Source organism: Streptomyces acidicola, assembly GCF_009377235.1.
GTDB lineage: Bacteria > Actinomycetota > Actinomycetes > Streptomycetales > Streptomycetaceae > Streptomyces > Streptomyces acidicola.
In genome coordinates this window covers 1-13,408 of sequence record NZ_VMNX01000256.1, presented here as the reverse complement: position 1 = coordinate 13,408, position 13,408 = coordinate 1, and the positions used below count along the sequence as shown (strand labels likewise).

Annotated in this window: 7 protein-coding genes and 2 pseudogenes; 8 read left to right on the top strand and 1 reads right to left on the bottom strand. The window is 69.7% G+C overall.

All coding sequences use genetic code 11. The features are described from left to right. Window positions 1–195 precede the first annotated feature (195 nt). From FPZ41_RS39125 to FPZ41_RS39110, 4 genes and pseudogenes are all read left to right on the top strand, one after another. The gene (locus FPZ41_RS39125) at window positions 196–744 is read left to right on the top strand and encodes a GNAT family N-acetyltransferase (RefSeq protein ID WP_152868652.1); all 549 of its coding nucleotides are present in this window, start codon (window positions 196–198) and stop codon (window positions 742–744) included. A gap of 130 nt (window positions 745–874) precedes the next feature. Then, window positions 875–2,331, top strand: a pseudogene (locus tag FPZ41_RS39120) (NF041680 family putative transposase). A gap of 16 nt (window positions 2,332–2,347) precedes the next feature. After that, a complete protein-coding gene (locus FPZ41_RS39115) occupies window positions 2,348–3,025 on the top strand; it encodes a DUF721 domain-containing protein (RefSeq protein WP_152868650.1) in 678 nt (225 codons plus the stop codon). Between the two features lie 226 nt (window positions 3,026–3,251). After that, complete coding sequence (locus FPZ41_RS39110; RefSeq protein ID WP_322621299.1) at window positions 3,252–3,998, top strand: DUF5131 family protein; 747 nt, start codon at window positions 3,252–3,254, stop codon at window positions 3,996–3,998. Window position 3,999: 1 nt separating this feature from the next. Here the strand turns inward: FPZ41_RS39110 and tcmP are convergent, their stop codons facing one another. Beyond that, window positions 4,000–5,166, bottom strand: coding sequence for a three-Cys-motif partner protein TcmP (gene tcmP / locus FPZ41_RS39105; RefSeq protein ID WP_152868646.1), 1,167 nt, complete (start codon window positions 5,164–5,166; stop codon window positions 4,000–4,002). A gap of 1,463 nt (window positions 5,167–6,629) precedes the next feature. Here tcmP and FPZ41_RS49075 point away from each other — a divergent pair. The 4 genes and pseudogenes from FPZ41_RS49075 to FPZ41_RS50045 all read left to right on the top strand — a co-directional run. Beyond that, window positions 6,630–7,991, top strand: a pseudogene (locus FPZ41_RS49075) (PP2C family protein-serine/threonine phosphatase); the annotation flags it as partial. 457 nt (window positions 7,992–8,448) lie between these two features. Next, window positions 8,449–8,742, top strand: coding sequence for a hypothetical protein (locus tag FPZ41_RS39090; protein WP_152868643.1), 294 nt, complete (start codon window positions 8,449–8,451; stop codon window positions 8,740–8,742). A 900-nt stretch (window positions 8,743–9,642) separates the two neighbouring features. After that, complete coding sequence (locus tag FPZ41_RS39085; RefSeq protein ID WP_322621298.1) at window positions 9,643–9,972, top strand: trypco2 family protein; 330 nt, start codon at window positions 9,643–9,645, stop codon at window positions 9,970–9,972. A gap of 19 nt (window positions 9,973–9,991) precedes the next feature. Further along, window positions 9,992–13,237, top strand: a complete 3,246-nt coding sequence (locus FPZ41_RS50045) for a tetratricopeptide repeat protein (protein WP_152868641.1) — start codon at window positions 9,992–9,994, stop codon at window positions 13,235–13,237. The last annotated feature ends 171 nt before the right edge of the window (window positions 13,238–13,408 follow it).

The window sequence follows — 13,408 nt, the reverse complement described above, 5'->3', positions numbered from 1 at the left end:
CACCTCTGCGGCCTTCGTATGAACAAGCTTCCGTGGCGGAATGCATGATCATGCGAAGGCCGTCCGCCTGCCCGACGAATCCCCAGATGAGTGGGGGTGTACGACGCGACGTTCGAGGCCCGGGGTTAAAAGACAAGCTGAGCTTGTCTTTTAACCACTGGCCGGTGGAGACGGTGCCTACCTACTGTCAGGGCTATGACTCTTCGTGAAGAGAGGGCTGGTGACAGAGAAGCCGTGCGCGGCCTCCATCTGGAGGCGTTCGGTGATCACGGATCTGTCGTGGCCAATTTGACGGATGCTCTGCGCGACATCGTGGTCCCCGGCCGTGGGCTGTCGCTGGTCGCCGAGCAAGCCGGGCAGGTGGTGGGACACGTGATGTTCACCCGCAGCCTGCTCGATGCCCCACGGCGCCTGGTCGACGTACAGGTGCTCAGCCCGCTGGCCGTGCTGCCCGGACACCAGCGACAGGGGATCGGCTCGGCCCTGGTCCGTGGCGGTCTGGAGCTCCTCGTCCAGCGGGCGGTCCCGCTCGTCTTCCTCGAAGGGGACCCGGCTTACTACACGCGCTTCGGGTTCGTGTCCGGCGGCGAGTTGGAATTCCGTAAGCCGTCCCTGCGCATCCCCGATGCCGCCTTCCAGGTGCTCAGGCTTCCAGCGCACGAGGCGTGGATGACGGGGACGCTGGTGTACTCGGAGCTATTTTGGCAGCACGACGCGGTCGGCCTCCGGGACACCAATGCCTGACCAGTAGTTCGAACGGCGGATCGTACTGGCTCACTCACCTGGGAACTGGCCGGACAGGCGGACGGCCCCCGCACGATCATGTGCTCCGCCACGGAGACACGCGATCGACACGAAGGCCGCAGGGGTGAGTCTGCTGCATCACGATGCCCGGCACGAGGCGTTCGACTTCACGTCCCACTTTCGGGAGGACTTCTACACATGTCTGACCCGGCGCGGTGACTCACTGTTCGAGCTGTGCGACGCGATGCTCTGCGAGGACGGCCCGGTGACCTCGCCGGTCGATCTGACGCTGCTGGCCGAGCACCGGCGTGGGCACGGCGCGTTGTACGACGCGCTCAACCAGGGCCGCATGGACGCGGATAGGCTACGCAAGGCGCTGGCCATGCTGCCGCAGCCCAAGGCCGCCGACGGGCGCCTGGTCCTGGCCGTCGATGTCTCCGCGTGGCTGCGGCCCGACGCGCCGACCAGCCCGGACCGCTTGTTCTGTCATGTCTACGGACGCTCGGGACGCTCCTCGGACCAGTTCATCCCCGGCTGGCCGTACTCATTCGTCGCCGCGCTGGAGACCGGCCGGACGTCGTGGTGCCAGCTGATGGACGCGGTCCGGCTCGGCCCCGACGACGATGTCGCCGAAGTCACCGCAGCCCAGGTCCGCCGCGTTGTCACGGACCTGATCGCCCAGGGCAGTGGGAAGCCGGTGACGACGACATCCTGGTCGTCTTCGATGCCGGCTACGACGCCCCGCGCATGGCCTACCTCCTCGACGGCCTGCCCGTCGAGGTGCTGGGACGGATGCGCGCGGACCGTGTCATGCGACGGCCGGCACCCTCGCTCAAGGAGTACGCCCTGTCCTATCCCCAGGGCGGGCGACCGCCGAAGCACGGCAAGGAGTTCCGCTTCGCCAAGCCCGATACCTGGGGGAACCCCAACGCGGAGACGGTGCAGGTCACCGACCGCTACGGCACCGCGAAGGCGATGGCCTGGGACCGTATCCACCCCCGGCTCACCACCCGCAGCGCGTGGATCGACCACGACGGCGAACTCCACATTATCGAGGGCACCCTGATTCGCCTCCAGGTGGACCATCTGCCCGGCGGAGGTGACCCACTGCCCGTTTGGCTGTGGTCCTCCAAGACCGGCATGACCAGCACAGACGTCGACCTGCGGTGGCAAGCGTTCCTGAGGCGCTTCGATCTTGAACATACTTTCCGTTTTGTAAAGCAGACGCTTGGCTGGACCCGTCCCAGGCTCCGTACTCCCGAGGCCACGGACCGGTGGACGTGGCTCGTGATCGCGGCGCATACCCAGCTCCGGCTCACCCGTGAGGCCGCGGCCGATCTCCGCCGCCCCTGGGAGAAGCGGGCCGAGCCCGCCCGGCTCACCCCGGCCCGCGTCCGCCAGGGGTTCAGGAACCTCCGCCCTCACCTGCACAGTCCGGCCCGTGCACCCAAACCCTCAACTCCCGGCCCAGGGCGCCCACTTGGCTCGAAGAACCGGCGACCGGCCACCCGTTACGACGTGGGCAAATCGACCAGACGCCCTGAAAGCATCACTGAACGTAATAAACTCAAAGCTCGCAAACCATAAAAAACAAGCTGAGCCGATGGGGCTCGGTGCCGCGATTGGCGCGCTGGTGACCGAGCGGGCTTGGGAGCTCCCGGCCGCCGGTGCCGCGCTGCGGGAGCGGTGGGCGGCCATCGGCCCCGAGCTTGCAGGGCACGTCGCGGCCGTCGGGTACGACGCTGACTCCGGCCGGCTCACGGTGTGCCCGGAGTCGGCGGTCTGGGCGACGAAGCTGCGCCTGGAGCAGGCCCGCGTCGTCGAGGCCGCGAACGCCTCGGCAGGCCGAACCGTTGTGCGCGCCCTGCGAATCCTCGCGCCAGGCTCCGTGCCCGCGCCCACCCCGGACGACGACACCCCGCGGGCGGCCGGGGTGCCCAAGGGTCCGGTGAAAACCCGGGAGTTGGCCAGCGACGGGTACCACCGGGCGCTCGCCGCGCACCGGGCCGGCACACCCGCGCGGCGGGTCGACCCGGGCATCGCGGAGGCGGTCGAGCAGCAGAGCAGGGCGATGCGCGAGCTCAGCCGACGCGCCTTCCCTGAGCCCGAGGCAGCCACGGACGACCAGCCGGCCCCGATCGACGCCGCCCGCGCCCAGCGCCGCCACGCAGCCAACGCCACCCACGCTCTCGCACTGCGCCGCGCCCGTGCCGAGCGCGCACAACGGGACGGCACTACGGCGGATGCTTCGCAGCCCTCGGTCGTGCGGCGTACAGCGTGAACGCGCAGGCCAGACCGTGAGGCGGTGTCATCCCGGGTGGCTGATTCTTACCGCACGGACCACAACAAGATTGGGTACACATGTTCGAGTTAAGGGGTGGCCCCGCGACGGGCGGTGCCAAATGGTTGGATGCCAATGTCCGGTGCGGCAACGGGTCGTTGGGCAAGAGGCGAACCGTGCCGCGACGGCGGATCGGCGTCGGTTCGAGGGGATGGAGGGCCAGCCGGTGAGTGACCGCAGCGCGATCGAGTGGACCGAGGCGACATGGAACCCGACCACGGGATGCGACCGTGTCTCCAAGGGGTGCGACAACTGCTACGCGTTGACGCTGGCCAAGCGGCTGAAGGCGATGGGGTCGCCGAAGTACCAGGCCGACGGTGACCCGCGCACTTCCGGTCCCGGGTTCGGGCTGACGTTGCACCCGGACGCCCTGTCCGTGCCGTACGGGTGGAAGAGCCCGCGGACGGTGTTCGTGAACTCCATGAGCGACCTGTTCCATGCGCGGGTGCCGCTCGACTACGTGCGCCGCGTCTTCGACGTGATTGCCGAAACCCCGCAGCACACCTACCAGGTACTCACCAAGCGAGCGCGGCGTCTGCGGCAGGTCGCCGACCGGCTTCAGTGGCCGGACAACCTCTGGATGGGCGTGTCCGTGGAGAGCGCGAAGGAACTTCCACGTGTCGATGACCTGCGGCAGGTTCCCGCGGCGGTGAAGTTCCTGTCGTGCGAGCCGCTGCTGGGGCCGCTGGACGGGCTGGAGCTGACCGGCATCGACTGGGTCATCGCCGGCGGCGAGTCGGGGCCCGGGCACCGGCCGCTGGACGAGGCGTGGGTGACACAGATCAGGGACACCTGCCAGCAGGCCGGGGTGGCGTTTTTCTTCAAACAATGGGGCGGCCGCACGCCGAAGGCCGGCGGCCGCGAGCTGGACGGCCGTACCTGGAACGAGATGCCGCTGGCGGCCGCCGTCTGACCTACTGTGCCGGTGCGACGACCAGGTCCCGTATTTTCTCCTTGTTCCTGCTGACTCCCGTGCTGGGCGTCTTGCCGTCCGCGTGCAGCTGTTTCACAGCGGCCCGGACGGCCGGCTCGGTGACCTGCCCGTAGTAGTCCCCGAAGACCTCCAGTGTGTGGTCGACCAGCCGGAAGGGCCGCCGCTGCTCAGCGAGCAGCCGTTCCAGGTTCTTCGCGATCTCGGGCACGGCCGCCTCGGTGACCTTCTTCGGGTCGGGGCGGATCAGGGACGCCACCGTGAACAGCGAGTCCGGGTCCTTGGTCTCATCGGCGACCTCCAGCTTCTCCCACCAGGTGTCCCGGGCACGGGCCACGGTGTCGCCGAACACCCACAGCCCGTGCTGGCGCCGCGTGCCGAACACCAGGTGGTAGACGGGTTTGTGGTGCGGCGCCCGGGCCACCGGCACGGACCGCACCAGCATGCCGGTGGCGGCCGCCAGGCGCCGGGCGTACTCGGCGGCGACCGCTTCGTCCGCGCCCGGATCGGGCTCCCGGCCGGCGGGGAAGTACTTCCGCCACCACGGGCCGCCCATGACCTCATCGAACCGCTGCGAGGACCGCTCCACCCCCTTCGCGGAGCGGGCGTTGCCGCCCAGGCGGCGCACCGCGTCCATGCTGAAGTTCATCAGGAACTCCGTCGGCGGCCAGGTGCCCGTCCTGCGGCGTGCTGCCATGGTCCCCACAAGCCGGCCGTAGGGCAGGCCGAGCCCGCACGGGTCCAGGAATAAGAACAGCGGCTGCCCGGTGGCCGCACACACCACCTGGTCCAGGACGCCGTCCACCTCCCCGTGGTGCACCCGGGCGTCGACGCCCTGGCCACGGTAGATGCCTGCGACCGTCTCCAGCCGGGCTACCGACTTGGCGTCGGCTTCGGTGAAGAAGCACGTCCAGTGCAGCCGGTGCTGCGAACGGTGCTTGGACGCCACCCGCATGGCGATCTCCGCTGATCCGGGATCGCCGTTCTCGTACCGTCCCTCGCCGGCGTATCCGTCCAGGTAGACCACGCGCTTGTCGCGGGACCCGGTCATCCCGCCGAACTGCGGGATGTACCGGCCCAACAGGTTGTGCTTGAACACGCTGGGCAGCGCTTGCGCCGCCCAGTAGGAGCCGCTCGTGCCGGTCGACATCGAACCCCACCCCCGCCCTCACCACCGTCCCGTCACTCATGGTGAGGGCGGTTGCCGGGAGCGTAAAGACCGCAGTTCGGCCCTCCCTCGCCTACCTGCGCCGACGCTGCGCCGCGCCCGTGCAGCGAGGTCACCCGTGGCTTGCGCTACTCCGGGCTTGAGGGACAACGCGCCACTCGGGAGGCCGGTACGCGTTGCCGTCAGGGGTGTTCCGGCCCCCCGCTGCCGTCGACGGGCGGGCGGCTTCTCGCGATGTGAGAGCACCGAGCTGCCCCCGATGATTTTCGCCCGCCATGCCCACTTCTCCTGGTCCAAGGGCGGACATGACTGCGAGGCACAGGGTGAGTGCTGCTGTGAAGGCTACGCCGCTGCGTGTGAGGGCTGACGGGATGGTGGCGCCGTCCCATCGGGCCAGGGCGAAGGCGACCGCCGCTGCAATGACGGAGAACAGGATTGCTACCGCCAGTACGAGGATCAGGAAAGCCGGGTGGAGAGGGGTCATGAGCGTACCGCCTGGATCATGTTGTGCCGGTGCGGAAATACGACGATCCCCGAGCGGAAGGTGCAGGTGAGAGTGTTGGATGTTTCTTCGGTGATAACTGGGGGTTGTCCGGCGGACAACTGAGGGGGAGGGCCAGCCGGTGGGCGTCAATGGAAAGCGGGCAGGGCGTCCGTGGGGGCCGCCTCGGGGGTCGTGTGCCGAGGTCAATCAGCTGGTTGACCTGATGCGGTCCTGGCTTGATGAGTCGTCGGTGTCGGTGACTCAGTTGCATCAACGGCTGACGCCGGACCACTTCGTCGCCCACGCCGTCCCTGAGCTGCGCAGGCTCCGCGATCTGCTGGCTGGTGAGTCTCTGGAGTGGGACCTGGTCGAGGCCGTAGCTGATGTGTGCTTCCCCCATGACCCAGCCGACTGCTCCGGAGAGCGCCTGGAGATGGCAAGGGCGTTATGGGACCGCGCGCAGTCCAGCCCAACACCGCCTGAGGGGACGCAGGAGCTGGCACTCGCACGGGAGTTGCTGGCGGCGAAGGACCGCACCATCGAGGTCTATCAGGAACTGCAGCGTGTCCGGCAGGCGTACGAGGCCAGTGAGCGCGGCCGGCATCAGGCGCTGCAGATCGCCACCCTGCTTTTTGCCATGCTCGGTCAGACTCAGGCGAAAGTGGCGGAACTCAAGCGCCGGGTTGATGCCTTGGAGACGATGCCGGCCAATGGTTCGGACGCGCACAGGGCGGTCGAGGTACGTCTGTCCCGAGCACAGCAGCAGCAGGCGGAACTGAGCTCGCAGTTGTCGCGTGCCGAGCGGGAACGGGATACCGCCCAGCAGGTTGCCGACCATGCGGCCCGTCGCATCCAGGAACTGGAAGATGAGCTTGCCAGGCTGCGGGTCCGGATGGGGCACGGTGACTCCGAAGAGCCGCATGATCCGGTTCCTCAGGCACTTCAGCCGGATCTGACGGCGATCAGCCAGGATGATGTGGCCCTCGATGACGTGGATCGTGCCCTGGAGAAGGTGCGCGCGGTCTTGGACGAGGAGCACGAAGTCGTTCAGCAGGCCGCCGACGAGGTCGGCTACCGGACGCGTTCAACTGAAACCTCCGCGGTGACCGTCGTTCCCGGACAGGTGCAGCGTGTGCCCGGGCCGCCTCCTTCGGATGGGCTCGGAGGAGTTGCACAGTTGTCCGGGACAACCCTGGATAACCCGGTGACCGGCTCCAGGGCGCCGGTTCTTGCTTCCGAGGCGGCGCCAGTCCTGCTCTCTGCCGATCACTTGCGCTACATCGGAGCAGCGACGCGGCGGATCGCCCGGGGCATCGACCTGGACGAGATCGTGATGGGTCTGTGCCGGGCCACCGTGCCGATGTTCTCGGACGCGATTCTGGTCTATTTGCGTGAGCCGCTGCCGGTCGGTGACGAGCGGCCCGTCGGTCCGCTCGTGCTGCGGCTGCGCCGCACCGACCGGATTCCGGCGGAGCGCGACACCGAGCCCGCGGTCCAGCCGGAGCCCTCCGATCTGGCGGCGGTCACGGCGGAGCTGTGCGAGGTACGGCCCGGTGGCGCGCTCGCCGAGGTGCTCCGCGGGGTACGGCCAGTGTTCGCGGACGCGCCCGCAGCCTATGCCGCCCTGCCCGAACTCATCGGCGAGAACAGCCTGTTCACGGTGCCCACGGGCCAGCGCACCATCCTGGCGCCGCTGCGCGGCCGCCGCCGAGTGATCGGCGCGGCACTATTCCTGCGCCGCCCGGAGCGCATGGCGTTCGAGCAGGACGACCTGCTGGTAGCCGCCCAGCTCGCCACGCACAGCGCGCTCGGCATCGACAAGGCGGTGCTGTACGGCCGCGAGGCGTACATCGCGGACGAGCTGCAGCGCAGAATGCTGCCCGAGAGGCTGCCGCACTCCTGGGGCGTACAGCTGGCGCACCGCTACCTGCCGGCCGCGGAGACCGCAAGGGTCGGGGGCGACTGGTACGACGTCATCGCCCTTCCGGGTAGCCGGGTCGCCTTGGTTGTCGGTGATGTTGTAAGTCATTCCATGACATCCGCAGCGGTCATGGGGCAGTTGCGCGCGTCGCTGAAGACGCTGGCCAGCCAGGATCTCCCACCCCAGGAAATACTCCATCAGATTGACGACGTGGCCCGCGACCTCGGCAACGACCACATGGCGACATGCATGTGTGCCGTGTACGACCCGGTCTCGCACCGGATCACCATCGCCAACGCCGGCCACCCACCGCCAGTCCTGCTGCACCCGGACGGCCGCGCCGAGGTGCTGCGGGTACCGCCGGGCGCGCCGATCGGTGTGGGCGGGGTGCACTTCGAGGCTGATCTTGCGGAAGCAGGAATCGTCGCTGTTCACCAGCCGGAGGCCGCCGAGGCCGGTAGCGCCCCCGCCGTGAGCCTGCTCGAACGGGTTCTCAGCGGGCTCCGCAAGCTATAGCCAGCTTCAGGCGCTGGGCGCAGACCGCGGCCGCCTGCCTTGCCCGGTGCCTATCGCCCGGTGCCGAGGAGGCGGCGCCGGGCGGCGACCAAGGCGTGCCATGGTTCGCGGGCGGACTGGTCTACTCAACGTCTCCTGCCCGTAGGTGAGACCTGGCTCGCGCAGTCCTGCGCGAGCGCTTGGCCCGACCGCCTGGTGTTCCCCGCTGCCGCATCCGGTATGCCGACACACCGTCAGGGTGACACGAAGGAGCGAACGCGTGATGGCCCAAAGCTACAGCGTGGGTACTTTCCGTAACTGGTGGGTGGCTGCCCATTCATACCGACCTGTCAGGAGCTCACTCATGCGACGCATCGCAACCGTGTTCAGCGCCCTCGCCATGGCGGGGGTGACGGCCCTCGCCCTGCCAAACCCGGCCTTCGCGGCCCAGGGAAGGCTCGTCTTCGCCGGAGGACAGGTGATCCAGAACCCGAGCGGCTGCTACCAGCCCAACATCTGGCCGCTCATCGTCCGCAACGAGACCAATGGTTACGCCCTCGTCTACGGCTGCTCCGACTGCTCGGGAGACGTCATCGCAGTCGTTCCCCCGGGCGGCAGCACGACCCAGGAGTTCGGCGGCAGCGTCTACATCGCCTGACCGCACCACCCTGCGGCCATGCCTCAGATGTCTGATGGTGCAAGCCGTCGAAGCCAAAGGCCCTCGCGGCTGCCCGGTTCCTCTCGCCGTCTCGGAAGGGACTGGGCGGCCCAGTAACAGGCCTCATTGCTATACCGAGCCCCAAGCTGGGCACTGGGACGAGGCCGGCTCACGCGCCCGGCGCTCGAAGAGCCGCGCCACGGTTTCCTCACGCCCGTATCGCGACCTCGGGCAGCCGTCGGCGACGAGAGCGAGCGCCCGTTTCGCGTCCTCGGCCCGGTGTGCTGCGGCGGGGCAGATCAGCACGGCCGACGCCGGCGCGGGACGCGATGCGCCGCAATGGCGGCCGCGTGACGGTCCTGGATCGTGCATCCGTCCACCGACATCCACCTCACCCGCTTCTCCCGCCACAGCACACCCCCACGCCGCCCCACCCCTCGCCCTGCGGGAAGCAGTCGGCCGACTGAAGGTCAACGAAGTCGACGAGTGGGGATTCCAGGTACTGCGCCCCGACTCACGCCTCGCCCACCAGATCGAAGAACTCGCCGACGCCCCCTCACATCACACCGAACGCGCGCTGCTTCGGAAGTGCCGCACCAGTGCAGTCACCCCGAAGCAGCTGCGCCTGAATATCGGCGAGACGCTGCTGTCGGCATGGGCCATCATCATTCGACTACGCGGACGGCTGTAGCGTCGAGCTCGCGCTGCTGGTCGGCATGTCCATGGCGGCCGGATGCTACGCGGTGTCGATGCGACGGTCCGCGGCCCTGAGCCCCGGAGGAAGCCCGCCGGACGACACCAATATCCCGACTGATCGGCCACCGAAGCGAGAACGAGCCGGTTTCCGGGCAAGGACCCTATAGTTCCGATCAGTTGCTCGGTCGAACCGGAGGTACGGGCGTGGACATCGAACTGGCCGATGCGGTCGCGGGGTTGCGGGACGAGCTGCTGACCGCCGCCGCGCGCGGAGCCGGGCAGGATTTGGTGTTCGACGTCGGGACGATCGAGCTCGAACTCGCCGTGGAGTTGCGCACGGATGCCACGGCCAAGGCCGGATTCAAGGCCTGGGTGGTTTCCGGGGACGCTGAGGCGGGAGTGTCACGAGGCAGGACGCACCGGGTGACTCTCTCGCTGACCCCGCGCCGCGCCGACGGCGGGGACCTGCTGGTGGGAGGCGACTCGCGTCGGCCCGCCGGACCGGGCGACGTGTCTGACCACATCGGACGCTGAGAACCCGGGAGGCGCGGGCGTGAACTGGGACAGGGTGGTGGGGGTCACCGGTTCGCACGGTCCCGGCTCGGGCTACCTCGTGGGCCCGCGCCTCGTGCTGACCTCCGGTCATGTGGGGCGGGCCGAGGGCCGCGCGGTCACGGTGTTCCGACCCGGACGGCCCGGCGAGTTCGCGGGGACCGTCGTGTGGTGCGGTACGCCGGGCGGGCGCGACGACGCGGCACTGGTGCTGCTCGATGATCCGCACTGGGTGCCGACCGGCGAGGCCGCGCCCTGGGGGCGCACCGTCACCCACCGCACCGGCATCTCCTGCGCCTGCTGGGGCGTGCCGAACCTGGTGCAGCGCCCGGACAGGCCCGTGGAGGTCAGCCAGCTGTCCGGGCGGCTCAACGCGGGGGACCAGATGGTCGGCGATCGCTATGTGATGCAGTTGGACAGCCACCCGCCGGACGGTCCGTCACCGTGGGGCGGGCTGTCTGGCGCCGCCGTGTTCTGCGGCGATCTACTGACCGGCGTGATCGCCGCAGACCCGGCCGGACGGGCCCACGCCGCGCTGGAGGCCGTACCGGCGTACATGCTGCTGCGCGACCCCCAGTTCCGCGCGCGACTCGCCGAGCACGGCGGATCGCCCGTGTGCCGGGGCGTGGAACTGCGCGAGCTGGGCGATCCGTTGCCAGGGGGAGCCACGGCGGTTACCCCGGCCGGTCTGCTCACCGCGGGCCGCGCCGTCGTACCGTTCGTTGGCCGGGACGAAGAGCTGGAGGAGCTGCTGGCCTGGGCGGCGCTTCCCAGCACGGGCGTGTGGCTGCTGCACGGCCCCGGCGGGCAGGGCAAGACCCGCCTGGCCCAGCGGTTCGGCGAGTGGCTCGCCGAGGATGGCTGGGCAGTCGTGTGGCCGCGGGCCACTGCCGCTTCCGAGCAGCTGTCGGTGATCGCCGACGTGGTCGTGCCGACGCTGGTCGTGGTCGACTACGCCGAGGGACGCGTCCACCAACTCGCCGCGTTGCTCAGCGACCTCGCGCACCGGGGACGCCGCGTCAAGGTGCTACTGCTCGCCCGTGCCGGCGGCGACTGGTGGCAGGAATTGGCCGCCTCGGGGGACGCCGTCGCCGACCTCACGGACACGGCCGTCGTACGCCGGCTGCCGTTACTGGAGCCGAACGACGTTGACCTCTACACCGCGGCCGTTGATGCCTACGCCGCCGCCCTGCGCGACCTGCCCGGTGGGCCCGATACGGACTGGGGGGCGGCCGCAACGCGGCTCGGCCGGACGGAGCACCGGTCGGCACCGGAGGACCGAAGCGTCCTGGCGGTGCAGATGACGGCACTGGCCGACCTGCTCGACGCCACGCACCCGACGGACGAACCGCCCCACGGAGCACCGCGCGGGCCCGAAGACCGCGTGCTCGACCACGAGCGCCGCCACTGGCAGTCACTGGCCCGGGCACACGGCCTGCTGCCGGGGCTGAGCCTGCCCACCCTCATCGACACCATCGCCGCGGCGGCGCTCCTCGGGGTACCCGAGCGGCAGGCCGTCGATGCGTTCCTCACCCGCGTGCCCGGCCTCTCCGACCAACCGCTGGATCGGCTCGACGCCGTGCAGACCTGGCTGACCGCCCTGTACCCCGCGGCTGACCGGCACACGGCCTTCGGGTGCCTCCAACCCGACCGGCTCGCCGAACGACTGGTGGGCCGCCTCGTACTCGACCGCGAACGCCGCCGCGTCGTGGAGACACTGATCCCGCACATCGGGTACGAGGAGGCGACCTCGCTGCTGACGGTCTGCGCACGCGCCGCCGCACACCGCACCCTCGGACCGGGGGTGGCCGACACACTGACCCGCTGGTGCGTCGACCACGCGCGCACGCTGGCCTCGCCGGCGGTCGCCGTGGCCACCCGCGTGGAGTCACCGGCCCCGCTGCTGACGGCCCTGACACGGGTGGCACACGAGTCCGACGACGTCGAGCTGCTGCGTGCGCTCGGCAACGCCCTGCCGGTCAGCACCGAAGTGCTCTCCGGTGTGGCGCTCGACCTGGCCGAAGCTCTGGTCCCGCGCTACCGGCAGGCGGCGGCGGACGATCCGGAGCGGTACACCGTGGCCCTGGCGATGGCGCTGCTCGGGCTCTCCGACCGGCGCGGCGACGCCGGACACCACCAGGAGGCACTGGAAGCCGTCACCGACGGCGTCGACCTGCTACGGCGCACCGCACACAGTCCGACCGAGCCCGCCCGAGCGGAACTCGCCCTCGGCCTCAACCGCCTCGCCAACCGGCTGCGGGACACAGGACGGCACCAGAAGGCACTGGAAGCCGTCACCGAGGCGACGGATATCCTGCGCGACCTCACCGCCCAGGCCCCCGAGCTGTACGCGCTCGACCTCGCCGGCAGCCTCAACACCCTGTCGGCCTGTCTGGCGACCCTACGGCGCCACGAGGACTCCCTGGCAGCGCTCGCCGAAGCGGTCGACCTGCTGCGCGGCCTCGCCGAGGAGGAACCGGGCTACCTGCCCGCCCTCGCCGACGCCCTGCACAACCTCGCGAACCGCTACAGCTGGCTGGGGCTGTACGAGGATGCTCCGGTCCAGATCAGCGAGTCAGTCGACATCCGCCGTGCCCTCGCCGACCTCCACCCCGACGCCCATGTGCCGGGACTGGCGATCGGCCTCAACACCCTGGCGATCGTGCTGGGCGACGTGGGACAACACGAGGAGGCACTGGCCGCGATCACCGAGGCGGAACGGATATTCCGCGCCCTGTCCGAGTCCCGCCCCGGCGTCCACGATAACGATCTCGCCAGGGCCCTACACAACCTCTCTGGCTGTCTGCAACAGTCGGGTCGGCCGGCCGAGGCGCTGACCGCGATCACCGAGGCGGTGCAGATCCGGCGCGCCCTCGCCGAGCGGTCACCCGAGGCCCACAGCGCGGACCTCGCCATGAGCCTGCACGACCTGGGCCTCCAAGTCAGTTCCGCCGGCGAGGCCGAGGCGGCGCTGCCCCTGTTCGCCGAGTGCGTGATGCTCCGCACGGACCTCGCCCAGGTGCTGCCGGAGGCGCATGTGCACGACCTGGTCCGGGGCCTCCAGAGCTACGCCCAGTGCTGCATCGACGCCGGTCGGCACGACCTGGCGGTCTCGGCGATCGACCAGCTCGTCGACCTACGTCGCCAGATCGCCGAGGTGGAGCACGACCATGCGACGCAGGACCCGGAGATCGAGAAGGCGCTGGACGTCCGCGCCTGGCTCCTGGAACAGCCAACCCACGGCTGAGCCGAGGCCGGAGCCCTAGATGCAATACTGGTGATTTAGGTTGGTTTCCGGCGGGTCGGCCTGGCCTTGGTCGGCCCGACCAGGGTCACGTAGGGAGTGTCCGGCCGGGGCGGATTGTGGTGCTCGGCGCGTTTGAGCTTCCAGTTGGACATCTTGCGTTTGATGACGCGC

Excerpts from the sequence above, each read along its gene's own strand:
- FPZ41_RS39125 (WP_152868652.1), top strand. The coding sequence starts at position 196 with ATGACTCTTCGTGAAGAGAGGGCTGGTGACAGAGAAGCCGTGCGCGGC.
- FPZ41_RS39115 (WP_152868650.1), top strand. The coding sequence starts at position 2,348 with ATGGGGCTCGGTGCCGCGATTGGCGCGCTGGTGACCGAGCGGGCTTGG.
- tcmP (WP_152868646.1), bottom strand. The coding sequence starts at position 5,166 with ATGTCGACCGGCACGAGCGGCTCCTACTGGGCGGCGCAAGCGCTGCCC.
- FPZ41_RS39090 (WP_152868643.1), top strand. The coding sequence starts at position 8,449 with ATGCGACGCATCGCAACCGTGTTCAGCGCCCTCGCCATGGCGGGGGTG.